The 23,437-nt window shown below is 68.3% G+C and carries 25 protein-coding genes, 3 tRNA genes and 1 pseudogene; 17 read left to right on the top strand and 12 right to left on the bottom strand.

Annotation, left to right across the window (positions count from 1 at the left end):
* The 5 genes and pseudogenes from UW392_RS10375 to UW392_RS10355 all read right to left on the bottom strand — a co-directional run.
* Positions 1-276, bottom strand: a pseudogene (locus UW392_RS10375) (hypothetical protein); the annotation flags it as partial.
* A gap of 76 nt (positions 277-352) precedes the next feature.
* Positions 353-691, bottom strand: coding sequence for an RRQRL motif-containing zinc-binding protein (locus UW392_RS10370; RefSeq protein WP_320774621.1), 339 nt, complete (start codon positions 689-691; stop codon positions 353-355).
* Positions 691-1,599 carry a DUF2637 domain-containing protein gene (locus UW392_RS10365; RefSeq protein WP_320774620.1) on the bottom strand — a complete coding sequence of 303 codons (909 nt, stop codon included), beginning with the start codon at positions 1,597-1,599 and terminating at the stop codon, positions 691-693. The genes UW392_RS10370 and UW392_RS10365 overlap by 1 nt, the downstream gene beginning before the upstream one ends.
* The gene (locus UW392_RS10360; RefSeq protein ID WP_320774619.1) at positions 1,596-1,931 is read right to left on the bottom strand and encodes a hypothetical protein; all 336 of its coding nucleotides are present in this window, start codon (positions 1,929-1,931) and stop codon (positions 1,596-1,598) included. The genes UW392_RS10365 and UW392_RS10360 overlap by 4 nt, the downstream gene beginning before the upstream one ends.
* On the bottom strand, positions 1,928-2,191 hold the full coding sequence (locus UW392_RS10355) for a DUF6284 family protein (protein ID WP_320774618.1): 264 nt from the start codon (positions 2,189-2,191) through the stop codon (positions 1,928-1,930). The genes UW392_RS10360 and UW392_RS10355 overlap by 4 nt, the downstream gene beginning before the upstream one ends.
* Before the next feature lie 833 nt (positions 2,192-3,024).
* On the opposite strand from UW392_RS10355, the gene UW392_RS10350 reads away from it, so the two are divergent.
* Positions 3,025-4,032 (top strand): XRE family transcriptional regulator, encoded by a 1,008-nt coding sequence (locus UW392_RS10350; RefSeq protein WP_320774623.1) that lies wholly within the window; start codon positions 3,025-3,027, stop codon positions 4,030-4,032.
* Here the strand turns inward: UW392_RS10350 and UW392_RS10345 are convergent.
* Positions 4,016-4,804 carry an NUDIX domain-containing protein gene (locus UW392_RS10345; protein ID WP_320774617.1) on the bottom strand — a complete coding sequence of 263 codons (789 nt, stop codon included), beginning with the start codon at positions 4,802-4,804 and terminating at the stop codon, positions 4,016-4,018. The genes UW392_RS10350 and UW392_RS10345 overlap by 17 nt on opposite strands.
* A gap of 57 nt (positions 4,805-4,861) precedes the next feature.
* Entirely contained in the window at positions 4,862-5,947 is a 1,086-nt protein-coding gene (locus tag UW392_RS10340; RefSeq protein ID WP_320774616.1) for an LPO_1073/Vpar_1526 family protein, read from the bottom strand.
* A 1,119-nt stretch (positions 5,948-7,066) separates the two neighbouring features.
* Here UW392_RS10340 and UW392_RS10335 point away from each other — a divergent pair.
* A complete protein-coding gene (locus UW392_RS10335) occupies positions 7,067-7,273 on the top strand; it encodes a hypothetical protein (protein WP_320774622.1) in 207 nt (68 codons plus the stop codon).
* A gap of 108 nt (positions 7,274-7,381) precedes the next feature.
* Here UW392_RS10335 and UW392_RS10330 read toward each other — a convergent pair whose 3' ends face one another.
* The 3 genes from UW392_RS10330 to UW392_RS10320 form a co-directional block, all read right to left on the bottom strand.
* On the bottom strand, positions 7,382-8,038 hold the full coding sequence (locus UW392_RS10330) for an NAD(P)H-binding protein (protein ID WP_320774615.1): 657 nt from the start codon (positions 8,036-8,038) through the stop codon (positions 7,382-7,384).
* A gap of 67 nt (positions 8,039-8,105) precedes the next feature.
* Positions 8,106-8,267 carry a hypothetical protein gene (locus UW392_RS10325; RefSeq protein ID WP_320774614.1) on the bottom strand — a complete coding sequence of 54 codons (162 nt, stop codon included), beginning with the start codon at positions 8,265-8,267 and terminating at the stop codon, positions 8,106-8,108.
* Positions 8,268-8,314: 47 nt separating this feature from the next.
* Positions 8,315-9,604, bottom strand: a complete 1,290-nt coding sequence (locus tag UW392_RS10320; RefSeq protein WP_320774613.1) for an amidohydrolase family protein — start codon at positions 9,602-9,604, stop codon at positions 8,315-8,317.
* Between the two features lie 345 nt (positions 9,605-9,949).
* Between UW392_RS10320 and UW392_RS10315 the strand changes: the two genes are divergently transcribed.
* The 6 genes from UW392_RS10315 to UW392_RS10290 all read left to right on the top strand — a co-directional run bounded on the left by UW392_RS10315 (position 9,950) and on the right by UW392_RS10290 (position 12,527).
* Positions 9,950-10,022 (top strand) — tRNA-Thr (locus tag UW392_RS10315).
* A 46-nt stretch (positions 10,023-10,068) separates the two neighbouring features.
* Positions 10,069-10,141 (top strand) — tRNA-Met (locus UW392_RS10310).
* A gap of 89 nt (positions 10,142-10,230) precedes the next feature.
* Complete coding sequence (gene rpmG, locus UW392_RS10305; RefSeq protein ID WP_004571794.1) at positions 10,231-10,395, top strand: 50S ribosomal protein L33; 165 nt, start codon at positions 10,231-10,233, stop codon at positions 10,393-10,395.
* Positions 10,396-10,498: 103 nt separating this feature from the next.
* Positions 10,499-10,954, top strand: coding sequence for a MaoC family dehydratase N-terminal domain-containing protein (locus tag UW392_RS10300; RefSeq protein ID WP_320774612.1), 456 nt, complete (start codon positions 10,499-10,501; stop codon positions 10,952-10,954).
* A gap of 4 nt (positions 10,955-10,958) precedes the next feature.
* Positions 10,959-11,387: a MaoC family dehydratase gene (locus UW392_RS10295; RefSeq protein ID WP_320774611.1), complete on the top strand. Its 429-nt coding sequence runs from the start codon at positions 10,959-10,961 to the stop codon at positions 11,385-11,387.
* Positions 11,388-11,471: 84 nt separating this feature from the next.
* A complete protein-coding gene (locus UW392_RS10290) occupies positions 11,472-12,527 on the top strand; it encodes a UDP-N-acetylmuramate dehydrogenase (RefSeq protein ID WP_320774610.1) in 1,056 nt (351 codons plus the stop codon).
* 16 nt (positions 12,528-12,543) lie between these two features.
* On the opposite strand, the gene UW392_RS10285 is transcribed toward UW392_RS10290, so the two are convergent.
* Both UW392_RS10285 and UW392_RS10280 read right to left on the bottom strand, forming a co-directional pair.
* Positions 12,544-13,584 (bottom strand): adenosine deaminase, encoded by a 1,041-nt coding sequence (locus UW392_RS10285; protein WP_320774609.1) that lies wholly within the window; start codon positions 13,582-13,584, stop codon positions 12,544-12,546.
* Between the two features lie 188 nt (positions 13,585-13,772).
* Positions 13,773-14,999, bottom strand: a complete 1,227-nt coding sequence (locus tag UW392_RS10280) for a pyridoxal phosphate-dependent aminotransferase (RefSeq protein WP_320774608.1) — start codon at positions 14,997-14,999, stop codon at positions 13,773-13,775.
* A 250-nt stretch (positions 15,000-15,249) separates the two neighbouring features.
* On the opposite strand from UW392_RS10280, the gene UW392_RS10275 reads away from it, so the two are divergent.
* From UW392_RS10275 to rpoB, 9 genes are all read left to right on the top strand, one after another.
* Positions 15,250-15,322: transfer RNA gene (locus UW392_RS10275), tRNA-Trp, on the top strand.
* Positions 15,323-15,430: 108 nt separating this feature from the next.
* Positions 15,431-15,718, top strand: a complete 288-nt coding sequence (gene secE / locus UW392_RS10270) for a preprotein translocase subunit SecE (RefSeq protein WP_320774607.1) — start codon at positions 15,431-15,433, stop codon at positions 15,716-15,718.
* A gap of 76 nt (positions 15,719-15,794) precedes the next feature.
* The gene (gene nusG, locus UW392_RS10265) at positions 15,795-16,631 is read left to right on the top strand and encodes a transcription termination/antitermination protein NusG (protein WP_320774606.1); all 837 of its coding nucleotides are present in this window, start codon (positions 15,795-15,797) and stop codon (positions 16,629-16,631) included.
* Between the two features lie 180 nt (positions 16,632-16,811).
* Positions 16,812-17,246 carry a 50S ribosomal protein L11 gene (gene rplK, locus UW392_RS10260; protein ID WP_189217878.1) on the top strand — a complete coding sequence of 145 codons (435 nt, stop codon included), beginning with the start codon at positions 16,812-16,814 and terminating at the stop codon, positions 17,244-17,246.
* Between the two features lie 79 nt (positions 17,247-17,325).
* Positions 17,326-18,051, top strand: a complete 726-nt coding sequence (gene rplA / locus UW392_RS10255) for a 50S ribosomal protein L1 (protein ID WP_320774605.1) — start codon at positions 17,326-17,328, stop codon at positions 18,049-18,051.
* A gap of 216 nt (positions 18,052-18,267) precedes the next feature.
* Positions 18,268-19,290, top strand: coding sequence for a hypothetical protein (locus UW392_RS10250; RefSeq protein ID WP_320774604.1), 1,023 nt, complete (start codon positions 18,268-18,270; stop codon positions 19,288-19,290).
* Between the two features lie 310 nt (positions 19,291-19,600).
* The gene (gene rplJ, locus UW392_RS10245; RefSeq protein WP_134040803.1) at positions 19,601-20,131 is read left to right on the top strand and encodes a 50S ribosomal protein L10; all 531 of its coding nucleotides are present in this window, start codon (positions 19,601-19,603) and stop codon (positions 20,129-20,131) included.
* Between the two features lie 111 nt (positions 20,132-20,242).
* On the top strand, positions 20,243-20,629 hold the full coding sequence (gene rplL, locus UW392_RS10240) for a 50S ribosomal protein L7/L12 (protein WP_320774603.1): 387 nt from the start codon (positions 20,243-20,245) through the stop codon (positions 20,627-20,629).
* Positions 20,630-21,232: 603 nt separating this feature from the next.
* A partial coding sequence (gene rpoB, locus UW392_RS10235; protein WP_320774602.1) for a DNA-directed RNA polymerase subunit beta occupies positions 21,233-23,437 on the top strand: 2,205 nt, incomplete at its 3' end.

Below are 23,437 nucleotides of genomic sequence, written 5' to 3'. Positions count from 1 at the left end.
GGTGTCGGGCCTGCGGGAGCGGGTGGCGGCGACCGTGCCGAGCACCACGGCGCCGGTCGCGGCGATCGCGGCGGCGACCGGGCCGCCGACCAGGGACGCGGAGGCGATCAGGCCCACGGTCGTGTTCGCCCCAGACAGGGTGAGCGGGGCGACCGGCCAGCCGCCCGGGGTGTGGTCCACCTCGGCCGCGGCCGGTGCGGGGGCGGGCGGTGTCTCGGGGGGCGGTGGGGTGGGGGGAGCCGGTACGGCTACCGGCTCGGTGCTCAGTTCCGTCATGCTGTGTGCACTCCTTCAGGGGAGTAGGGCCCGGCCAGGGCTGTAGGAGGCGATTGGCCGGGCCTGCCAACAGAGGTCAGGCGGCGCACTGTTCGTCGGGGAACGCGCAGGTGACGCACGTGCCAAGCGAGGTGGGGATGACGTATCCGGCATCCCGGCGGCACTGCGGGCAGGTGCGGCGGGCGGCGTTCGCCTTGGCCAGCGCCGCCCACCGGGCGGGCGTCATCGGGCGCACGGGCTTGGCCAGGTCCTCGCGGTAGAGGTAGGCGACCAGCGGGGCGCGGCGCCGGCGGGGCCGTTCGAGCTGTGCGGCGACGTCTTGTCCGCCGGGCCGCAGCCCGGCGGCGCGGAGCTGGCGGCGGGTGGCCAGTCCCTCGGGGGCGAGCCGCCAGCGGTAGACGGGAATGGTGGCCATCACACGGCGGCGGTGTCGACGGCCCGCAGCTGCGGCCGGGGGGCCTCGTCCTCGTCGCGGGCGGCGAGGATCTGCTTGCGTCCCCACGACTCGCTCATGCCGAACGCCTCCCCCAGCGCACGCGCGCTGAGCGGGCGGCCCGCCTGTGCGGATTCGGCGTACGCACGGCGTGCGTCCTGCCGCATCCGCTCCAACCGCGCCTCCTCAAACTGCGCCCGCCGCAACGCCTCGTCGGCCGCGTCCTCCTCGGCCGTGCGGGAGGCGTGCGGGATGTGCGGGCCGTCCTCCCGCACGGGTTCCGCACGGCCTGTGACCAGCGCAGACGCCTCGGCCAGCGCGGGCAGCGACGGGGCGTCGGCCGCCGGGGCGGTGGCTTCTTCAGCGGGGTGTGCGGGGGTGTGCGGGAGGCGTGCGGACTCGTGTGCGTCCGGCCCGTACACCGGCCCGTACACCGGCTCGGTCGCGGCCGGGGTGGGGCGGTGGTGGAGCACCTTGGCGACCAGATCGGAGCCGAAGTAGATGGAGCCGACCGGCAGGGAGGAGGCGAGCAGGACCAGCACCCAGTGCCCAACGTCCCACTGGGCCAGCCGCACCCGCCCAGAGGCGGTGTCGTGCAGCGTGGGCACCAGCCCGTGCACGTAGTTGAGCACCAGGGAGGCCACGGTGTAGGCGGCCAGCACCCGCAGCGCGAACCGCTTGTCGTCCCGGTCGGTCAGGACCAGGGTGGCGATCAGGGCGAGCGCCATCAGCCCGTCCACCACGAACGGATAGAGCAGGGCGGCGGTGGCATCCGCACCGATGGCCTTCGCCACGTCCCGCAGCGCGTTCCACGAGACGCGGAAGGCCATGCCGACCACGGCGACCAGGGCCAGGACCAGCAGGGTCTTGCCTGTGCGGTTCAGCCTCATGCCGCATCACCAGCCGGCGCGACAACCAGGGTGGGGATGTCGCCGAAGCCGGTCAGCTCCACGGCGGCTCCCGCATACGCGGCCATCGCCATGAGCACGCGCGTCCGGCCGTCGCTCTGCTCGCGGTAGACCACCTCGTCCGGAGCGACGCCCAACGCCTCCCGCCACGCCTCGAAGCCCGGCAGGTCATCGTGGAACCGCATTTCCAGCCGCTCCGGGTAGACGGGGGAGACCTGAACGTGCGGCGCCGGCAGGTGTCCGAAGTCCACGGCCAGCAGCCGCAGCACCCGCAGCGGCGCGGCCAGGTCTTGCAGCGTCAGGTGCTTGCTCACGCCCCCACCTCCGTAGCGGTGGCGGCCCGGTTGGTCAGCTCCCGCCGCGCGGCCAGCACCTTGCGCCGGGCCCGCCGCAGCCGCCGCTCGTCCAGCTCCGCCGGCGCGCGATCCAGCAGACTGATCTGCGCGTCCAGCAGCTCGACTTCCGCCGCGATCAGCGGCATCTCAATCTCGATCGCGTGCAGCTCCGCAGCCGTCGGCTCACGGTCGAACGCGTCGGTGGTAACACTCGCCTGAACAGCACCGATGTGCCTCATGGGTCGTGGTTCCTCTCACAGGTTGAACGGCCCGAAAGAAGCGGCTCCGGTGTTCCCGCACCGGAGCCGCGGCCGTTGGAGCGGCTCTCATCCGGCTCCCCGCGCCCCCGTCCGTACGGCCCGCGCACGTGGTGCGGAGCTGGACGGACGGGAGAGGCAGCCGGCCGCAGCGTCAGCGCTGCGAGGCCAGGAAGAAGGCGGACCGGTGAGGTATCGAGGCGCCGCCGGCCGGTCCTTCACGGCGGCGCCCAACGTTGTCGTTGACGCATCGAGATTTCCTGTCGGTCGAAGGAATGGGACTGCTGCAAGGGGGACCGTGTCCCCACCCTCCGGCCGTTGCTCGCGGTCACCGGGCCACCTCGCCAGTACGGGCCGAAACCCTGTTGTGCCTGGCCTTGTCGGGCGGTCCTGCAGCGTGTCCGCCCTAGCGAGCGCCCCGAAGAGGGCCGCTCACCGCACACCGCGAACCGGACGCGAGCCCGATATCTGGTGCGCACCAGTAGGATGCAACTGGCGCGCACCAGAGTCAAGGTGGTTCGCTGCCCCGGATGGCGATCGCTCGCCGCGGTGCAACATCAGGAGACCGTTCGAGACAGGGGTTCCGGTAGCCAACAGCCCTTAACTTGAGGCGAGTTAACCCCTGTTGACCTGCGGCGATGTCGTGCATGCTGGGAAGGTCAGTTATGGAACCGATCACCGGACGGTGGCCTGTGGGTGCAGGACTTCGGAACGCGCGGACGGCACGTGGCTGGTCACAGGAGCGGCTGGTACGCGAGATCGAGCAGTACGCCCGGCGGAACCTCGCCGATGTCGCGTCGACCGCGAGCCTGCGGGTGTACGTGTCCGAGTGGGAGAACAACAAGCGGCCCATCTCCGACCACTACGCGGCCATCCTGCGGCGGCTGCTCGGTGTCACAGACTCAGAGCTGAGGGACGCCAGACCCGCTACGGCCGTACCGGTGGCCGACGGGTACGACGAACTACTCAGCCGGATCGACTCGGCCAGCAGCGTCAGCACGTCCATGGTCAAGGCGTTGAACGATCAGACGGAACTACTGCGCACGATGGATCGCCAGATGGGTGCGGCAAGCCTCATCGACCAGATGACGGGGCACCTCGCAGCCTTGGAAGAAGCGTTGAACTTCGCGGTACTGCCGTCCGCGCGCCGCCCCGTCGCGCTCGCGCTCGCCGGTGCGTCGACCCTCGCGGCATGGCAGGCGATCGACTCGGGGGCGGTCGAGCGGGCATGGCGGCACTACGAACTCGCGAAGCGCGCGGCGCGCGACGCTGAGGCGCCGATGTACCTCGCTCATGCGATGGGGGAGCAGGCGTACGTGCTCTGCGAGGCTGGACGGCCGACGCTCGCTGTCGAGCTGGTGCGCGACGCCCAACGCACCCTTGGTCAGTCCGGCTCGCCCCGGCTTCGGGCTTGGCTGTACGCGGCTGAGGCAGAGCTGTGCGCGCATGCCGGGATGCCGGACGATTGCCGACGCGCCCTCGATGCGGCCATGGGTGCCGTACCGCTGGGTCCCGAGGACCGAGACCCGGACATGGCCAGCATCTTCCTGAACAGTGCCCACCTCACACGGTGGCGCGGCAACGTGCTCGCGTTGCTCGGCGACGAGGAAGCGGTGACCAACTCCTACGATGCGCTTGAGGTGATGGACCCGACCTTCGTGCGGGCGCGCGCTGGTCTCCATGCCGACCTGGCCCACGCTCACCTGACGCGAGCGGAGTACGACGACGCGCGCACGCACCTGCGTGAGGCTCGGCTACTGGCGGGCCGCACCGGTTCGGTGCGGCAGCGCCGCCGTATCGACCAACTCAGTTCGCGGCTGTGAGACCGCCCTTGCGGCGGGTCGCCAGGATGTGCAGCAGGGCAACGAGGGTGCCGGAACCCATCAGCTCACCGCGCGCCATGAGCCCGGGGATGTCGGCCAGGGGAACCCACTCGATGTGGCCGGCCTCTTCGATGTCCGTCGGCTCTCCGACCTTGTCAGCCCCGTGCCCCACGAAGATTTCGTGGGGTGAGTCGACCATGCCGACCATCGGCTGATACGTGACGACGTGCTCTAGCGACTTCGGCCGCCAGCCGGTCTCTTCCACGACTTCCCGAAGCGCCGTGTCCGCCGGGTTCTCCCCTTCGTCCACGATGCCGCCCGGGAGCTCCCAGCCGAATTGCCGAGGGACGAACCGATACCGCCACATCATCAGCACGCGGTCCTGGTCGTCCAAGACTGCCGTGATGGCTACGTGCTGGAGGCGCACTACGTGATGCTCGAACCGCTCCACGCCGGGCGGCTCCACGTCCCACAGTTGGAGCTTGACCCACCGGTTGTCGTACAGGTCCCGTTCGCCGTAGATCCGCCACGGCTCCGGTCCCTCCGGAGTCTTCACGCTCACCGCGCCCGGTACTCGGTACGAACTCCGTCCCCGGACTTCCAACGCTCCTTCGGTCACGAGCCGGGCGAGCACTTGCCGCAGCGCGGTTCGTCCGATGCTCAGTTGTTCGGTGAGCGTTCGTTCCGAGGGGAACTTGTCGCCAGGGGCGTACTCGCCGGCGGCGAGCCGTGCGCGAAGCGTCTTGTAGACCTCGGTTGTCTTCGGTCCCATCCGCGGAGCACCCTCCGTTTCGATGTGGTGCGTACCAGAGTACTGGAACGGTGCTGACTAGTCGAAGTCGGTTCCGGCGCTCAGCCAATTGTCGATAGGAGTGGAGAACTTGCCGCCAGTGGCACGTCGCACATTGGCATGGGCGATAGCTATTGCGCTAGCAGAATTCATGTACCCGGACATTCCCATTTTTTGCCACCGAGTGAAAAACCGCTTCAGGTGTGGTGCGCACTCCAGGACTGAATCGAGGATCACGTGATCAGGCTGCACTCTCGATTTGAGGGCGCTTTCAGCCGCGTGACGCTTGTCTTCGAGATTATACTTGCGGATCATCGCGTCAAGTTTAAGCATAGAGGTGGCACGTACTCTATATCGGTTGCCGTCTGCGGTGGGGTACTCCTCGATCAAAGGGGTGCCGACTAGATGGTGCCCGTCATAGAATTCTTCTAGTGTGAATCCTTGCGTAAATATTCCAGGATAATGCCAGCCCAGGTACTGGCCGGGAGACACGGAGGCCTGAATAAATCCACCATTTACGGTCAGGCAACCATTGCCTCGCAAGTAGTCGAGGTCCGGCTGTCCGAGATTGAATATTTCGTCACGGTATGGCGTAAGCGCTGCATCTACCTCTTCGGCTACTTCTTGAACGGTTCGAAGGTCGTCTCCGAAAGAGACATACTTGAGGAAGAAGTTGCATGTCAGCAGGGATATGTGGTCCGCAGTTAGTTTGGCCGCGATCTGCAACGCTTCATTCAACACCAGTCGTCGCATCCCATGTCGAGAGTTGGTGATTCTCTCGGCGAGCAGAGTGATCAAGGTGTCGCCAATTTCGTCATCACCTGAGCATGCGAACTCTTGCTGGGCGAAAAATAGGCGCCGCTGGACGTCTGGGTCTTGTAGTGCCGCAAGGGATTGCGGTGGAATGCTCCCAAGTAGCTTATTCGTGAATTCGCCAACTCGTTCCGATGCAACTTGACGCGCTATTTCGGTGAATCTGGTGACGTTCATCTCGAAAACGTCCATTGCGATTGTCTTGGCGTCGGCGACGCTGACTCCGTAATGGGCTACTTCTATATATTTTATGCTTTCTCCCTGGATGTTTGTGGATCCGTCTCCGCCGCGTTGATTCTGCTTGGTGGTCATTGGTCGCGCCCTATCTTATTGCTATCCCCGATGGTGATATTCCCGCTGCTTTGGATATTGGTGGAATTGTCTCCGCCGCGTTGCACTTGGCGGTCTGGTGAGCTATTTGCTTGGGTTGTTGCTGAGTGTGTCAGTTGGTGAAGGGCGATCGCCAGCGAAGCCAATCCAGCTATTGCGCTTATGATGCTGGATAGCTTATCGGCCCGATCCAGCCCCATATAGACGCTGATCGCTACGAGAGCAAGCCCAGTGGTGGCGGTCGTAGATATGAAGATTATCCGTTGCGTTCTGGTCACTCTGGCAGTCTGACGTACAGAAGCCGCGCACGGGTGGGGTTTCAAATCGTTGCTTGCATCGAACGAGCTTGGTGCGTCGTCCCCGCTGCTACCGGAACGCCTACACGGGGGTGAGGACCTAGTGTTGCGGCGCACTGTCACCTCGCGAGGCTTCAAGCGGCAGCGTCCGCGGACGTGGCGTGGACGGCTATGGCGTTAAGCCTTGACGGTGAGTGCTTGGCCGCAGGTCAGGGCATGTCGACATGCAACGTCGGAGGAGGACTGTAAATCTGCCGGCTCAGCCTTCCCAGGTTCGAATCCTGGCGCCGCCACAATGGGGAACCCCTCCGTACTGTTGAACGCAGTACGGAGGGGTTCTCTTCGTTCCGGCGGTGGCGGCGAGACGCTGCCCAGCGGGCGATCGGGTCGCCGTTCTGCCGTTCTGGATGGACTGACTGCGCTGGTTCTACGATCGTCGGCCGGCTCCGTCGGCATGTTCTTCCTGGGACCGGAGCATCTGTGCCATCGCCTCCAGGCTCTGTGCCGCGGCCGTGCCGCCACCGCAGGTCAAGGAGGCTATGAGGCTGCCGAGCAGACCGGCTCGGTCGGCGACGATCCGGACCTGGCCGACTTCGACGACGAGGCCCAGCAGATCCAGCCGCAGTCCTTGTGGGATATCGAGTACGACACACTCTCGGGGCTGTGTGGTCATCTGTCTCTCCCCCTCGGAAGGACCAGCCGTGCCTTGATACCCCAGAACGGGCAATCCATGCTGATCCGGGCGCCCGAATCCTGCTCACACGTTCGAGACGTGGTTGCCCCCACGGGGCGGCACACTGGCTTCATGTCGTCGCGTCGCAGAAGTTGTCCCGTGTGTTTTCGCGAGATCGCCCTGGTTGCCGGGCGGTTCGCGCGGCACGATCCGCCGGGAGCCGTCGGCGACCTCGTGTCCTGTCCGGGGTCCCGTAAGCCGGCGCAACTGGGTGCCGCCCAGCCCACGCTGGACGGCTACGTCGTTCCGGAGTTCCCGGGGCAGCTGCCGCTGTTCTGAGGGTGCGGGGACAGGGCCGTACTCGCTGGGTGCGCACTCCGCACCGCACGATGCGGGTGAGGAGTGCGTACGGCGACGGTACGGGCCGCCGCACGCTCCTCGGCGCCGTCAGTTCCCGGCCACCGACTTCACCGCCACCGAGACCGGTGCCGAGCCGGTGACCAGTTCCAGGGTCAGGCCGGCCGTGGCCGGAGTGTCCACCAACTCCATGAGGACCGCGGCGACATCGTCCCGCGGGATCGGACCACGCCCCGTGCGGGCCTCCAGGCGGACGAGGCCGGTTCCGGCGTCGTTCGTGAGCATCCCGGGGCGCAGGATCGTCCAGTCCAGGGCGTCCACGCGCCGGACGTACTCGTCGGCCTCGCCCTTGGCCCGCTGGTAGACGTCGAACACCTCGTCGCCCTCGTGCAGCGGATCGGCGCCCATCGACGACACGACGATGTAGCGGCGTACGCCCGCGTGTACCGCGGCGTCCGCGAACAGCGTGGCCGCCGCCCGGTCCACCGTCTCCTTGCGGGCCGCGCCGCTGCCCGGGCCCGCGCCGGCCGCGAAGACGGCCGCGTCCGCACCCCGCAGGTGTTCCGCGACCTCGTCGACCGTGGCCGACTCCAGGTCGCACACCACGGGTTCGGCGCCGGCCTCCCGCAGATCGTCGCCCTGTTCGGCGCGGCGGATGAGACCCACCGCCTCGTCACCGCGCGCGGCGAGCAACCGCTCCAGCCGCAGCGCGATCTGACCATGACCTCCAGCGATGACAATGCGCATGCCTTCGACCGTACGCCCGCCCGGGCGCTTCCGCCGAACGACACGAACTCTTCAACCTGTCGGGCAATCAGCCGAACACCAGACTGAGCGATCGGCCGAACAGCTGGCCGAACAACCGGCTGAGCGACCAGTCGAGCGACCAGTCAAACGACCAGCCGGCCGAGGATCCGCCCGACCGGGCATCCATCCCGACCGCCCAACTCCCCAGCGCCTCGAGCGCCTGCGGCAACTGGCGTCTACGACAGTCGCATCCGCCCCGTCCGTCCCGTCCGCCCCCTACGACAGTTCCTTACGTCCTTGCCGCGGGAGATCGAGCGCAGCCACCGCCGGCGAGTGGCAGTACTCCCGCACCGCGCTGGTGCGTGCCACCACACGCCCCCGGTGCACCACGATCCGGCTGTACGCCAGGGACAACGCCCCCGCCAGTCGATCGCCCCGGACGGCGAGCAGTTCGGCCGGGAAGCCCGCCTCCACCCGTACCTCGGGCAGCCCGAGCGTCCGGCGCGCCGAGGAGCCGACCGCGTCGAAGGCGTCCTCCGGGCGGAGCCCGTACCGCGAGGCCAGCAGGTACGCGACGTCCAGCGGATCGCCGCGGCCCACCGGGTTCGCCACGTCACGCAACGCCCCGCTGCCCGCCGCCACCCGCACTCCGGCCGCCCGCAGCAGCCTTACGGGAGCCGTGCCGCGCCCGTCCACACCCGCGCAGCCGCCCTGGGGCAGACACACGACGGTCACCCCGGCCGCGGCCAACTGGTCCGCAGCGCGTGCCGCCGCGTCGGGAGGCAGGTCCTCGAGCCCTCCGCAGGGCCCGAGGGCCACCCCCGGCCGGAGCCCGCCCGCCATCGTCGCGAGACGGCCGAGCCGGGCGGGGTCGCAGCCGTCGACGTGCAGGTCGACCGAGCAGCCGTACTCGGAGGCGATCTCCAGGACGGCCTCCACGTAGCCCGTGGGATCGGGGTCCGCGTCCGGGCAGCCGCCCACCACGGAGGCGCCCATCTTGACCGCGTCCCGCAGTATCGCGAGTCCGTCCGCCCCGGCGATCCCGGTCAGGACCCGGGGCATCGCCACTGTCGTCAGCTCCGCCAGCCCGCGCAAGGACCGCCGCGCCCGGAGCACGGCCGCGAGCGCGCCCAGCCCCTGCACGTCACCGACGTGCACGTGCGAGCGGAGCGCCGTGGTCCCGTGCGCGAGCTGCAGGAGCGCCGCCTCGGTGGCGCGCCGCTGCACCTCGTGCGGGTCGTACGAGACCGGTCCGGCGGTGTCGGCCGACAGGGCCGTGTCGCTGTGGGCGTGCGGTTCGGCGGGGGCCGGCAGGAGCAGATAGCCCTTGAGGTCCACGCGCGCGACGGACGGGCCGCGGTCGTCGGCCGCGCCCGTCGCTCCCATCGCGACCGGTGTGAGGCTCCCCACGGTCCCGACCGCCTCGATCCGCCCGCCGCCGAGCCGTACGTCCACGGTCCGGCCGTCGGTGAGGCGCGCCCCGCACAGCAGCAGCGCGGATCCCGCGGCCTGTTCCGGCGAGGAACCTGACGAGGAGGGGGAGGGCTGCGGCTGGCTGTCGGGCATCGCGCTCCTGGGGGTAGGGCTGCTGCGGGAGGAGACGCCTGATCACGCAGCGTGAGTCGAGCCTAGGGCGGTGGGTCCTCGGCTTCCGGGAGGAGCGCAATAGTCGTACCGGTGTGGTTCAGGAGGTACGGGCGCGACGTACGGAACGTGAGCGACATCCGCCGCGCGCCCACCGGCCCCCGCACCCGTCGGCCCGGCGCCGCAGCACGATGCGGCGCGCCCGTGCGAGATCGTGCCCGGTGGGACAGCAGGGGCAGGTGAAGGGCGGGGAGGGAGCGGGCCGCGGCGGGGCCGCGGAACGGATTTGGGCGAACGGCGGTGGGACGTGTAATGTCTTCATCGCTCGCCCCAATAGCTCAGTCGGCAGAGCGTCTCCATGGTAAGGAGAAGGTCAACGGTTCGATTCCGTTTTGGGGCTCTGGTGTGAGAGGTTCCCGCCGTCAGGCGGGGTCCGATCGCATCGCAGCGGTGTAGCTCAGTCGGTAGAGCAAGCGGCTCATAATCGCTGTGTCACCGGTTCAAGTCCGGTCACCGCTACAGACAGTAGCCGATTGCGGGGTCGGTCCTTCGATCGGCTACTCTTTCATGCGTTAAACATAACTACCCGTTCGTCAAGGAGCACTCACGTGGCTGCCACCGACGTCCGCCCGAAGATCACGCTGGCCTGCGTGGAGTGCAAGGAGCGGAACTACATCACCAAGAAGAACCGGCGCAACGACCCGGATCGTCTTGAAATGAAGAAGCACTGCCCGCGTTGCAACGCGCACACCGCGCACCGCGAGACGCGCTGATTCAGGTTCGTACACGAGGCCGCCCCCAGTGATGGGGGCGGCCTCGTGTCGTTCCCTGAGTCGATACCCGCCAGTATCGAGACGAGCAGGAGGTGCCGAGCCCATGGCGCTCGACCAGTCCTTCGTAGGGCGGACCTACCCGCCCACCGACCCCTACGAGGTCGGCCGGGAGAAGATCCGCGAGTTCGCGGAGGCAGTGGGAGACACCAACCCGGCGTACACGGACCCGGAGGCCGCCAAGGCGCTCGGGCACGCCGACGTGATCGCCCCGCCGACCTTCGTGTTCGCCATCACGTTCAAGGCCGCGGGACAGGTCATAGCGGACCCGCAGTTGGGCCTCGACTACAGCCGTGTGGTGCACGGCGACCAGAAGTTCGCCTACGAGCGCCCCGTGCGCGCGGGTGACCGGCTCGCCATCACCTCCACCATCGAGACGATCAAGTCGATGGCCGGCCATGACGTGCTGACCATCCGCGGTGAGGTGCACGACGAGACGGGCGAGCACGTGGTCACCGCCTGGACCAAGCTCGTGGCCCGCGGCGAGGACGAGGAGGCCTGAACCGATGACGGCGAAGATCAGTTACGCGGACGTCGAGGTGGGCACCGAGCTGCCCGCCCAGAACTTCCCCGTGACGCGCGCCACCCTCGTGCAGTACGCGGGCGCCTCCGGGGACTTCAACCCGATCCACTGGAACGAGAAGTTCGCCCGGGAGGTCGGACTGCCGGACGTCATCGCGCACGGCATGTTCACCATGGCCGAGGCGATCCGGGTGGTCACCGACTGGGTGGGCGACCCGGGAGCGGTCGTCGAGTACGGCGTCCGCTTCACCCGGCCCGTCGTCGTTCCGAACGACGACCAGGGCGCGACCATCGAGGTCAGCGGCAAGGTCGCGGCCAAGCTGGACGACAACGCCGTCCGGGTCGACCTGACGGTGAAGAGCGCCGGCCAGAAGGTCCTCGGCATGTCCCGGGCCGTCGTACAGCTCTCCTGAGCACGTAAGGGGCGTCCTCCCTTGTGGGGCGCCCCTTACCCGGCACCGTGAGGCGGCCCGGCCCCGTCTCGTACCCTTGTGCCCGTGCAGGAACTCCACGACGCCCCGCTCGCCCCGCTGACCACCTTCCGGCTCGGCGGTCCCGCGGACCGGCTGATCACCGCGACCACCGACGCCGAAGTGGTCGCCGCCGTCCGGGAGGCCGACGACTCCGGGACACCGCTGCTGCTCATCGGCGGCGGGTCCAACCTGGTCATCGGTGACGAGGGGTTCGCGGGAACCGCGCTCGTCGTCGCGACGAAGGGCTTCTCGCTCGACGGCACCCGGCTGGAACTGGCCGCGGGCGAGGTGTGGACCGACGCTGTGGCCCGTGTCGTCGAGGCCGGGCTCGCGGGCATCGAGTGCCTCGCCGGGATCCCCGGCTCCGCGGGCGCCACGCCGATCCAGAACGTCGGCGCGTACGGCCAGGAGGTCGCCACCACCGTCACCGAGGTGGTCGCCTACGACCGCGTCGCCCGCGAGACGGTCACCCTGCCCAACGCCGACTGCGCCTTCTCCTACCGCCACAGCCGTTTCAAGGACGACCCCGGGCGGTACGTCGTGCTGCGCGTCCGCTTCGAGCTGGAGGACGCGGACGGGCTGTCGGCGCCCCTGCGGTACGCGGAGACGGCCCGCGCCCTGGGCGTGGAGGCCGGCGACCGCGTGCCCCTCGCCGCAGCCCGTGAGACGGTGCTGAAGCTGCGCTCGGGGAAGGGCATGGTGCTCGACCCCGAGGACCACGACACCTGGTCGGCCGGCTCGTTCTTCACCAACCCGATCCTCACGGACGAGGCGTTCGCCGCGTTCCACGCGCGCGTGCGGGAGCGCCTGGGCGCCGACGCCGTGCCGCCCGCCTACCCCGCGGGCGACGGGTACACCAAGACCTCCGCGGCCTGGCTGATCGACAAGGCCGGCTTCACCAAGGGGTACGGCGCCGGGCCCGCGCGCATCTCGACCAAGCACACCCTCGCCCTCACCAACCGGGGCGGGGCCACCACCGAGCACCTGCTCGCCCTAGCCCGCGAGGTCGTCGCCGGGGTCCGGGACGCCTTCGGGGTGACCCTCGTCAACGAGCCGGTGACGGTGGGCGTCGACCTCTGAGAAGCTGCGCCAGGCGTCAGGAGACCGGAGCGGTCAGCCAGTCGTCGACCCCGGAGAGCAGTTTCCGCTTGACGTCCTCCGGCGCCGCCGAGCCCCGTACCGACTGCCGTGCCAGCTCGGCGAGCTCCGCGTCCGTGAAGGCGTGGTACCGGCGCGCGATCTCGTACTGGGCCGCCAGCCGCGAGCCGAACAGCAGCGGGTCGTCCGCGCCGAGCGCCATCGGGACCCCCGCCTCGAAGAGTGTCCGCAGGGGCACGTCCTCCGGCTTCTCGTACACCCCGAGGGCCACGTTCGAGGCCGGGCACACCTCGCACGTGATCTGCCGGTCGGCCAGCCGCTGCAGCAGCCGCGCGTCCTCCGCGGCCCGCACCCCGTGCCCGATCCGTGAGGCGTGCAGGTCGTCCAGGCAGTCGCGGACCGACGACGGGCCGGTCAGTTCACCGCCGTGCGGCGCGGCCATCAGCCCGCCCTCCCGGGCGATGTGGAAGGCCCGGTCGAAGTCCCGCGCCATGCCCCGCCGCTCGTCGTTGGAGAGGCCGAAGCCCACGATGCCGCGGTCCTTGAAGCGCACGGCCAGCCGGGCCAGCGTGCGCGCGTCCAGCGGGTGCTTCATGCGGTTGGCGGCGACCAGGACGCGCATGCCGAGCCCCGTCTCGCGCGACGCCGTGTCCACCGCGTCCAGGATGATCTCCAGGGCCGGGATGAGCCCGCCCAGCCGGGGGGCGTACGAGGTCGGGTCGACCTGGATCTCCAGCCAGCCGGAGCCGTCCCGGACGTCCTCCTCCGCCGCCTCGCGCACCAGCCGCCGGATGTCCTCGGGCTCTCTGAGGCAGGACCGCGCCGCGTCGTACAGCCGCTGGAAGCGGAACCAGCCCCGCTCGTCCGTCGCCCGCAGTCGCGGCGGCTCCCCGCCGCTCAGGGCGTCGGTCAGCGCGTCGGGCAGCCGTACGCCGTACTTGTCGGCGAGTTCCAGCAGGGTCGCGGGCCGCATCGACCCGGTGAAGTGCAGGTGAAGATGGGCCTTGGGCAGCTCAGACAGATCACGCACGTGCTCCATTCCGCGATCCTGCCGCACCTCTCGTCCCTCCCGGTAGCGCTTTCCCCGATAGTGCTCTTTGTCGCAAAGAGATGCGGAGAAACGTCGAAGCGGGCCGCGATTCACTCACCTGGGTGAGCCGCGGCCCGCTTCACGCGCGTGGCGGGGGCATTAGCGGGGACGACGCCCCGCGGAGGCGTACGAGGACGTCAGTCCCGCGCCTCGGCCAGCAGCTTCTGGATCCGGCTCACGCCCTCGACGAGGTCCTCGTCACCGAGCGCGTACGACAGCCGCAGGTAGCCCGGCGTGCCGAAGGCCTCGCCCGGGACGACCGCGACCTCGACCTCGTCGAGGATCAGGGCGGCCAGCTCGACCGAGCTCTGCGGGCGCTTGCCGCGGATCTCCTTGCCGATGAGCGCCTTGACCGAGGGGTACGCGTAGAAGGCGCCCTCGGGCTCCGGGCAGACCACGCCGTCGATCTCGTTCAGCATGCGCACGATCGTCCTGCGACGGCGGTCGAAGGCCTCGCGCATCTCGGCGACGGCCGTCAGGTCACCGGAGACGGCGGCGACGGCGGCGGCCTGGGCGACGTTGGAGACGTTGGACGTGGCGTGCGACTGGAGGTTCGTCGCGGCCTTGACCACGTCCTTCGGGCCGATGACCCAGCCCACGCGCCAGCCCGTCATGGCGTACGTCTTGGCGACGCCGTTGACCACGATGCACTTGTCCCGCAGCTCGGGCAGGACCGCCGGCAGCGAGGTGAACGTCGCGTCCCCGTACACCAGGTGCTCGTAGATCTCGTCGGTCAGCACCCACAGGCCGTGCTCGACGGCCCAGCGGCCGATCGCCTCGGCCTCCTCGGCGCTGTAGACGGCGCCGGTCGGGTTGGAGGGGGAGACGAAGAGGACGACCTTGGTCCGCTCGGTGCGCGCGGCCTCCAACTGCTCCACCGAGACCCGGTAGCCGGTGGTCTCGTCGGCGACGACCTCCACCGGGACACCGCCGGCGAGACGGATCGACTCCGGGTACGTCGTCCAGTACGGCGCCGGGACGATGACCTCGTCACCCGGGTCGAGGATGGCGGCGAACGCCTCGTAGATGGCCTGCTTGCCGCCGTTGGTGACGAGGATCTCCGAGACGTCGGGCTCGTAGCCGGAGTCACGCAGGGTCTTCGCGGCGATCGCGGCCTTCAGTTCGGGCAGGCCGCCCGCCGGCGTGTAGCGGTGGTACTTCGGGTTCCTGCAGGCCTCTACGGCGGCCTCGACGATGTAGTCCGGCGTCGGGAAGTCGGGCTCACCGGCGCCGAAGCCGATCACCGGACGGCCGGCGGCCTTGAGGGCCTTGGCCTTGGCGTCCACGGCGAGGGTGGCGGACTCGGAGATCGCACCGATCCGGGCGGAGACCCGGCGCTCGGTGGGAGGGGTGGCAGCGCTCATGGCCCCATCGTTCCAGACCGGAAATGCCCCGGGCACACGGGTTTCACGGACTGAACATCCACCCGACATCCGCCCGCGCGCGGGCGGATCACCGGCCGATCCTGCGGAGGGGAAGGCCCGGGCCGCCACTTTCTGTTCGACGCCCGGCGCCGGAGCACGTACACTCTCACCTCGTTGGCCTCCAGCAGACCGCGCTCATCGGATGCACACCGAGCACCCGGGCGGATACGGTACGTTGGGGGAACCACAAAGGGTCGTAGCTCAATTGGTAGAGCACTGGTCTCCAAAACCAGCGGTTGGGGGTTCAAGTCCCTCCGGCCCTGCTACACACACCTTCGCCAGGATGTGTGCGCATGTACGTACAGCACTGCACCGCCGTGCGGCTCAGACCGGGCGCGGCACGGCCACGACCCGGAATCAGGTGAGGACGAGTGACGGACGCCGTGGGCTCCATCGACATGCCTGATGCCGAGGACGAGGCGCCGGATTCCAAGAAGAGGACCCGCAAGGGCGGCAAGCGTGCCAAGAAGGGCCCGCTGAAGCGGCTCGCGCTCTTCTACCGCCAGATCGTCGCGGAGCTCCGCAAGGTCGTCTGGCCCACCCGTTCGCAGCTGACGACGTACACGACCGTGGTCATCATCTTCGTGGTCATCATGATCGGTCTGGTGACTGTGATTGACTTTGGACTCGACAAGGCCGCCAAGTACGTCTTCGGCTGAGCCGAATGCGAAGGGCGCCGTACCCGGCGCCCCTTTCGCGTGTTCCACCCCCTGTATCGAGGAAGAAGCAGCCACCGTGTCTGACCCGAACGTGAACGACGCCATGGAGCCTCGCGGGGACGATGTCGAGTCCGTGGACGACGCGGTCGACATCCTCGAGGGCGCGGACGTGGTCGACGAGGCCGAGGCTGCGGATGCCGCCGTGGGCGAGCCCGCCGAGCAGGCCGCCATGCACGTCGAGACCGAGGATGACGAGACCGAGTCGGAGGCCCCGGCCGAGGCGCCGTCCGAGCCCGTGGACCCCGTCGCGGCCCTGCGCGAGGAGCTGCGCACGCTGCCCGGCGAGTGGTACGTCATCCACACGTACGCCGGCTACGAGAAGCGCGTGAAGGCCAACCTGGAGCAGCGCGCCGTCTCCCTGAACGTCGAGGACTTCATCTACCAGGCGGAGGTCCCCGAGGAGGAGATCGTCCAGATCAAGAACGGCGAGCGCAAGACCGTCCGGCAGAACAAGCTGCCCGGTTACGTGCTCGTCCGGATGGATCTGACGAACGAGTCCTGGGGCGTCGTCCGCAACACACCGGGCGTCACCGGCTTCGTGGGCAACGCCTACGACCCGTACCCGCTCTCCCTCGACGAGATCGTGAAGATGCTCGCCCCGGAGGCCGAGGAGAAGGCCGCCCGCGAGGCCGCCGAGGCCGAGGGCAAGCCGGCGCCGCAGCGCAAGGTCGAGGTCCAGGTGCTGGACTTCGAGGTCGGCGACTCGGTCACCGTCACCGACGGCCCGTTCGCCACGCTCCAGGCCACCATCAACGAGATCAACGCCGACTCGAAGAAGGTCAAGGGCCTCGTCGAGATCTTCGGCCGCGAGACCCCGGTCGAGCTGAGCTTCGACCAGATCCAGAAGAACTGAGTCGTACTCGGTACCTCTGGACCACACGCCTCCGACCAGGTCAGAGCGGCTACTGCAGCTGCTCTGACCTGCTCGGTTTTTGGCCGCGCAGGGATACCCGTTATCGTTGTGCGGTATGCCTCCATCCGGATTGATTCGGATGAGTGGGCTGAAAACTCTCACTAGGACCCGGAGAGAGCAATGCCTCCCAAGAAGAAGAAGGTCACGGGGCTCATCAAGCTCCAGATCCAGGCCGGTGCCGCCAACCCGGCTCCGCCGGTCGGCCCGGCGCTGGGTCAGCACGGCGTCAACATCATGGAGTTCTGCAAGGCCTACAACGCCGCGACCGAGTCGCAGCGCGGTTGGGTCATCCCGGTGGAGATCACGGTCTACGAGGACCGTTCCTTCACCTTCATCACCAAGACCCCGCCGGCCGCGAAGATGATCCTCAAGGCCGCTGGTGTCGAGAAGGGCTCCGGCGAGCCGCACAAGACCAAGGTCGCCAAGATCACCGAGGCGCAGGTCCGCGAGATCGCCACCACCAAGCTGCCCGACCTCAACGCCAACGACCTGGACGCCGCGTCCAAGATCATCGCTGGCACCGCCCGTTCCATGGGCATCACGGTCGAGGGCTGAACCCCACCTTCGTAGTACGCCGTGGCAGGGCCTGCTCGGCCCGTACCACGACTCCTTTCAGAACAACACAGGAGCAGTTGTGAGCAAGCGCAGCAAGGCTCTCCGCGCTGCGGACGCCAAGGTCGACCGGGAGAAGCTGTACGCCCCGCTCGAGGCCGTCCGTCTCGCCAAGGAGACCTCCACGACCAAGTTCGACGGCACCGTCGAGGTCGCCTTCCGTCTGGGTGTCGACCCGCGCAAGGCCGACCAGATGGTCCGTGGCACCGTGAACCTCCCGCACGGCACCGGTAAGACCGCCCGGGTCCTGGTCTTCGCGACCGGTGACCGTGCCGAGGCCGCGACCGCCGCGGGCGCCGACATCGTCGGCTCCGACGAGCTGATCGACGAGGTGGCGAAGGGCCGTCTGGACTTCGACGCCGTCGTCGCCACCCCGGACCTCATGGGCAAGGTCGGCCGCCTCGGCCGTGTCCTCGGCCCGCGTGGTCTGATGCCGAACCCGAAGACCGGCACCGTCACCCCCGACGTCGCCAAGGCCGTCACCGAGATCAAGGGCGGCAAGATCGAGTTCCGCGTCGACAAGCACTCGAACCTGCACTTCATCATCGGCAAGGTGTCGTTCGACGACAGCAAGCTGGTGGAGAACTACGGCGCCGCGCTGGAGGAGATCCTCCGTCTGAAGCCGTCCGCCGCCAAGGGTCGCTACATCAAGAAGGCCGCGATCAGCACCACGATCGGCCCCGGCGTTCCGGTCGACCCCAACCGCACCCGCAACCTCCTCGTCGAGGAGGACCCGGCCGCGGTCTGAGCCCAAGGCTCACCCAACCGGTTCTCGGGCCCCGCACCCTTCTGGGTGCGGGGCCCGTCCCTGTTCCCGGAGGGGCGGCCCTCGGATGTGACACGGCTGTTGCAGGGGGCGGATGGTAAGGGGACGCAGTCGGGATGACCGCTGGGCTACGATCACAGCGTTTACAAAGATTTGACGATCTGTTCTACGTGTTCCATGTGTTCCTGGGGGGTACTCATGAGCTTTTCCGTGCGTGAGCGGAGCGGGGCGACGCTCGCCGGTGTCGCGGCGCTGGTCCTGGCCGGCGGGGCCGTCGGCTGTGGCGCCGGGACGGGGGACGGTGCCTCCGGCTCCGGACGGACCGCTCTGCAGGTGCTGACGGCGTCGTACGAGAAGACCGCCGAGGCCAAGTCCGCCAAGGTCGAGATGACCATGTCGACGTCGGCCGCGGCGGAGGGCGACGGCGAGATGGTCATCAAGGGTGTGACCGGCTGGGACCCGGTCGTGATGGACGTGACCATGACGGGCTCGGGTGCCGCGTTCGCCTCCGCTCCGGGCACGCCGGAGCAGGTCCGGATGATGTGGCAGGACAACGTCATCTACACGGACATGGGGCCCGAGGCCGCCAAGGAGATGGACGGCAAGCGCTGGATGAAGGTCGACCTGGCGGCCGCGGCGGAGGCCTCCGGGGACGAAGCGCTGACCAAGCAGATGATGTCCAGCCTCGAGAACGTGAACCAGAGCCCGGCCGAGCAGCTCGCCGTGCTCCTCGAGTCGCCCAACCTCGAGCACGTCGGCAGCGAGAAGGTCGACGGCACCGAGGCCGAGCACTACAAGGGCACGCTCACCGTCAAGGAGATGCTGGCGAGCAACGACACCCTGGACATCATGGAGCCCGAGGAGCGCAAGCAGCTCCTGGAGGCCATCGAGGAGTCGGGCGTCAAGGGTTACGACACCGAGGTGTGGGTCAACGAGGACGACCTGCCCGTCCGCATGGACATCACCATGGAGACGCCCGAGGGCACCATCGACCTGAGCACGAAGTACTCCGACTACGGCACCGAGGCCGAGGCCGAGGTGCCGCCGGCCGCTGACACCGTGGACCTCTTCGAGATGCTCCAGAGCGCGGGCGAGGCGTACGAGGGCGACACCTCCTCCGCGGAGGGCGCCCTCGACGAGGAGGCGTACGAGCAGGAGATGGCCGAGCTGGAGGAGCTCGAGGCCGAGCTGGAGGCGCTGGAGTCCGGCTCCGGCGCCTGACCTGCGGCGGCCCTGCCGCGACGACGGCTCGTCGACCCGATTTGCCCGACGGCGATCCGGTCGGGTACCTTCCTGGAGAAGCCAAAGACCGCTGGTCGTTGCCGTGCGCTCGCGAGAGGGTGCGGTGGCCGAAGGATCCGCTGAATTGCGGACGACCCGCGCAGGTGATCGTGGAAATGCTCCCGAGCCGGTTCCCGGACCATACGGAATCCGTTCGGTCGAGCTACGCCCCGTGCGCCTGCGCCGGGGCGTTTCGTTTTCCCAGCCCCTTCTGAGCGGTCCTCATCACCCGGAAGGAGGCCGACGCTCTATGGCAAGGCCCGACAAGGCTGCCGCGGTGGCCGAGCTGACGGAGCAGTTCCGCAGCTCGAACGCCGCCGTGCTGACCGAGTACCGGGGTCTCACCGTGGCGCAGCTCAAGACGCTGCGCCGGTCGCTCGGTGAGAACGCCCAGTACGCCGTGGTGAAGAACACGCTGACCAAGATTGCGGCCAACGAGGCCGGGATCACGACGCTCGACGACCTGTTCAACGGTCCGACGGCGGTCGCCTTCGTCACCGGTGACCCGGTGGAGTCGGCGAAGGGTCTTCGTGACTTCGCCAAGGACAACCCGAACCTCGTCATCAAGGGCGGTGTCCTTGACGGCAAGGCGCTGTCCGCCGACGAGATCAAGAAGCTTGCGGACCTCGAGTCCCGCGAGGTTCTGCTCTCCAAGCTGGCCGGTGCTCTGAAGGGCAAGCAGTCCCAGGCTGCCTCTGTTTTCCAGGCGCTGCCGTCGAAGCTCGTCCGCACCGTGGACGCCCTTCGCGCCAAGCAGGACGAGCAGGGCGGTGCCGAGTAACTCGGCTCGTCATGGCCGGTGCCGTCAGGCGCAGGCCGTAGCGGGCCGCACGTACGCCCGCCTCACCCCGTACATCCGGCACCAGCCGAAATAGTGGAAGGATCGCCCCTCATGGCGAAGCTCAGCCAGGAAGACCTGCTCGCGCAGTTCGAGGAGATGACCCTCATCGAGCTCTCCGAGTTCGTGAAGGCCTTCGAGGAGAAGTTCGACGTCACCGCCGCCGCTGCCGCGCCGGTCGTCGTCGCCGGTGGTGCCGCTGGTGGCGCCGCCGAGGCCGTCGAGGAGAAGGACGAGTTCGACGTCGTCCTCACCGGCGCCGGCGAGAAGAAGATCCAGGTCATCAAGGTCGTGCGTGAGCTGACCTCCCTGGGTCTGAAGGAGGCCAAGGACCTCGTGGACGGCGCCCCGAAGCCCGTCCTCGAGAAGGTCGCCAAGGACGCCGCGGAGAAGGCCAAGGAGGCCCTCGAGGGCGCCGGCGCCTCCGTCGAGGTCAAGTAAGACCTCACGGGTCCGCAGGGACTCGACGCTCGCCGCACAGCTCTCTTCCGGAGGGCTGTAACGCGGAGACAGCCAAGGGCGATCACCCAAGTGGGTGGTCGCCCTTCGGCGTTTGCGGACGCCCGGGGTCGGCTGCCTTGCACTGTCGGTCGCGGCGAGTATGGTGATCTTCGTCGTGCCTCTGAGCACCCCGTATGCCCCGTCGCGAGTGACGATCGCGGCATGTGCTTCGGGCATGGGGGGCTTGACGAACTGCACGCAGCGCGCAATTCTCAGGACGCGTCGTCACAACGATCCGCATCCGAGGCATGGATCGACGGCGAAGAGGGCAGTATCGATGTGCATCGAGGGCGTGGCTTGCCGCAGGTATTGAGAAACAATGAGGGTTTTCGAGGATCCGCAAACCCGCACTGGACATCAGTGGGCCAAGTGGCTACACTGACCCTTTGCGCTGCCTGTTAGCTGCCTCCTGCCCGTCACCAGGAGCTGCCCTCGCTCGAGCACTGACGCTGGAAACGTCCTTCACCTGGGACTTCCAAGGTTGTGCCCGGTCGGGGGACCGGTACGCGCGTAGTGAGTCCGAGCCCTCGGAAGGACCCCCTCTTGGCCGCCTCGCGCACTGCCTCGACCGCGAATACGAACAACGGCGCAAGCACCGCCCCGCTGCGCATCTCCTTTGCAAAGATCAAGGAGCCCCTCGAGGTTCCGAACCTTCTCGCGCTGCAAACCGAGAGCTTCGACTGGCTGCTCGGCAACGACGCGTGGAAGGCTCGCGTCGAGTCGGCTCTCGAGTCCGGTCAGGACGTCCCCACCAAGTCCGGTCTGGAGGAGATCTTCGAGGAGATCTCCCCGATCGAGGACTTCTCCGGGTCGATGTCGCTGACCTTCCGCGACCACCGCTTCGAGCCCCCGAAGAACTCCATCGACGAGTGCAAGGAGCGCGACTTCACGTACGCCGCGCCGCTCTTCGTCACGGCGGAGTTCACCAACAACGAGACCGGCGAGATCAAGTCCCAGACGGTCTTCATGGGCGACTTCCCGCTCATGACCAACAAGGGCACCTTCGTCATCAACGGCACCGAGCGTGTCGTCGTGTCCCAGCTGGTCCGTTCGCCGGGTGTCTACTTCGACTCCTCGATCGACAAGACCTCCGACAAGGACATCTTCTCCGCCAAGATCATCCCGTCCCGGGGTGCCTGGCTGGAGATGGAGATCGACAAGCGCGACATGGTCGGTGTCCGCATCGACCGCAAGCGCAAGCAGTCCGTCACCGTCCTCCTCAAGGCCCTCGGCTGGACGACCGAGCAGATCCTCGAGGAGTTCGGCGAGTACGAGTCCATGCGCGCCACCCTGGAGAAGGACCACACCCAGGGCCAGGACGACGCGCTGCTCGACATCTACCGCAAGCTGCGTCCGGGCGAGCCCCCCACGCGTGAGGCCGCGCAGACGCTGCTGGAGAACCTGTACTTCAACCCCAAGCGCTACGACCTCGCGAAGGTCGGCCGCTACAAGGTCAACAAGAAGCTCGGCGCGGACGCCCCGCTCGACGCGGGCGTCCTGACCGTCGAGGACGTCATCTCGACGATCAAGTACCTGGTGCAGCTGCACGCCGGCGAGACCGAGACGGCCCTCGCCAGCGGTCAGACGATCGTCGTCGAGACCGACGACATCGACCACTTCGGCAACCGTCGTCTGCGCAGCGTCGGCGAGCTCATCCAGAACCAGGTCCGCACCGGTCTGGCCCGTATGGAGCGCGTCGTCCGCGAGCGCATGACCACGCAGGACGTCGAGGCGATCACGCCGCAGACCCTGATCAACATCCGGCCGGTCGTCGCCTCCATCAAGGAGTTCTTCGGCACCAGCCAGCTGTCCCAGTTCATGGACCAGAACAACCCGCTGTCCGGGCTGACGCACAAGCGTCGTCTGTCCGCGCTCGGCCCGGGTGGTCTCTCCCGTGAGCGGGCCGGCTTCGAGGTCCGTGACGTGCACCCCTCGCACTACGGCCGCATGTGCCCGATCGAGACGCCCGAAGGCCCGAACATCGGTCTGATCGGCTCGCTCGCCTCGTACGGCCGGGTCAACGCGTTCGGTTTCGTCGAGACGCCGTACCGCAAGGTCGTCGACGGCCAGGTCACCGACGAGGTGGACTACCTGACCGCCGACGAGGAGGACCGCTTCGTCATCGCCCAGGCCAACGCGCCGCTGGACGAGGACATGCGCTTCTCCGAGCGCGTGCTGGTCCGCCGCCGCGGCGGCGAGGTCGACTACGTGCAGGGTGACGAGGTCCACTACATGGACGTCTCGCCGCGCCAGATGGTGTCGGTCGCGACCGCCATGATCCCGTTCCTCGAGCACGACGACGCCAACCGCGCCCTCATGGGCGCGAACATGATGCGCCAGGCCGTGCCGCTCATCAAGAGCGAGGCCCCGCTCGTCGGCACCGGCATGGAGTACCGCTCCGCCGTCGACGCCGGCGACGTGGTCAAGGCCGAGAAGGACGGTGTGGTCCAGGAGGTCTCCGCGGACTACATCACCACGACCAACGACGACGGCACGTACATCACGTACCGCCTGGCCAAGTTCTCCCGGTCCAACCAGGGCACCTCGGTCAACCAGAAGGTCGTCGTCAACGAGGGCGACCGCGTCATCGTGGGCCAGGTCCTCGCGGACGGTCCGGCCACCGAGAACGGCGAGATGGCGCTCGGCAAGAACCTGCTGGTCGCGTTCATGCCGTGGGAGGGTCACAACTACGAGGACGCGATCATCCTGTCGCAGCGCCTCGTGCAGGACGACGTCCTCTCCTCGATC

The organism is Streptomyces sp. CRN 30 (assembly GCF_034105845.1).
This window is presented reverse-complemented; position numbering and strand designations above follow the sequence as displayed.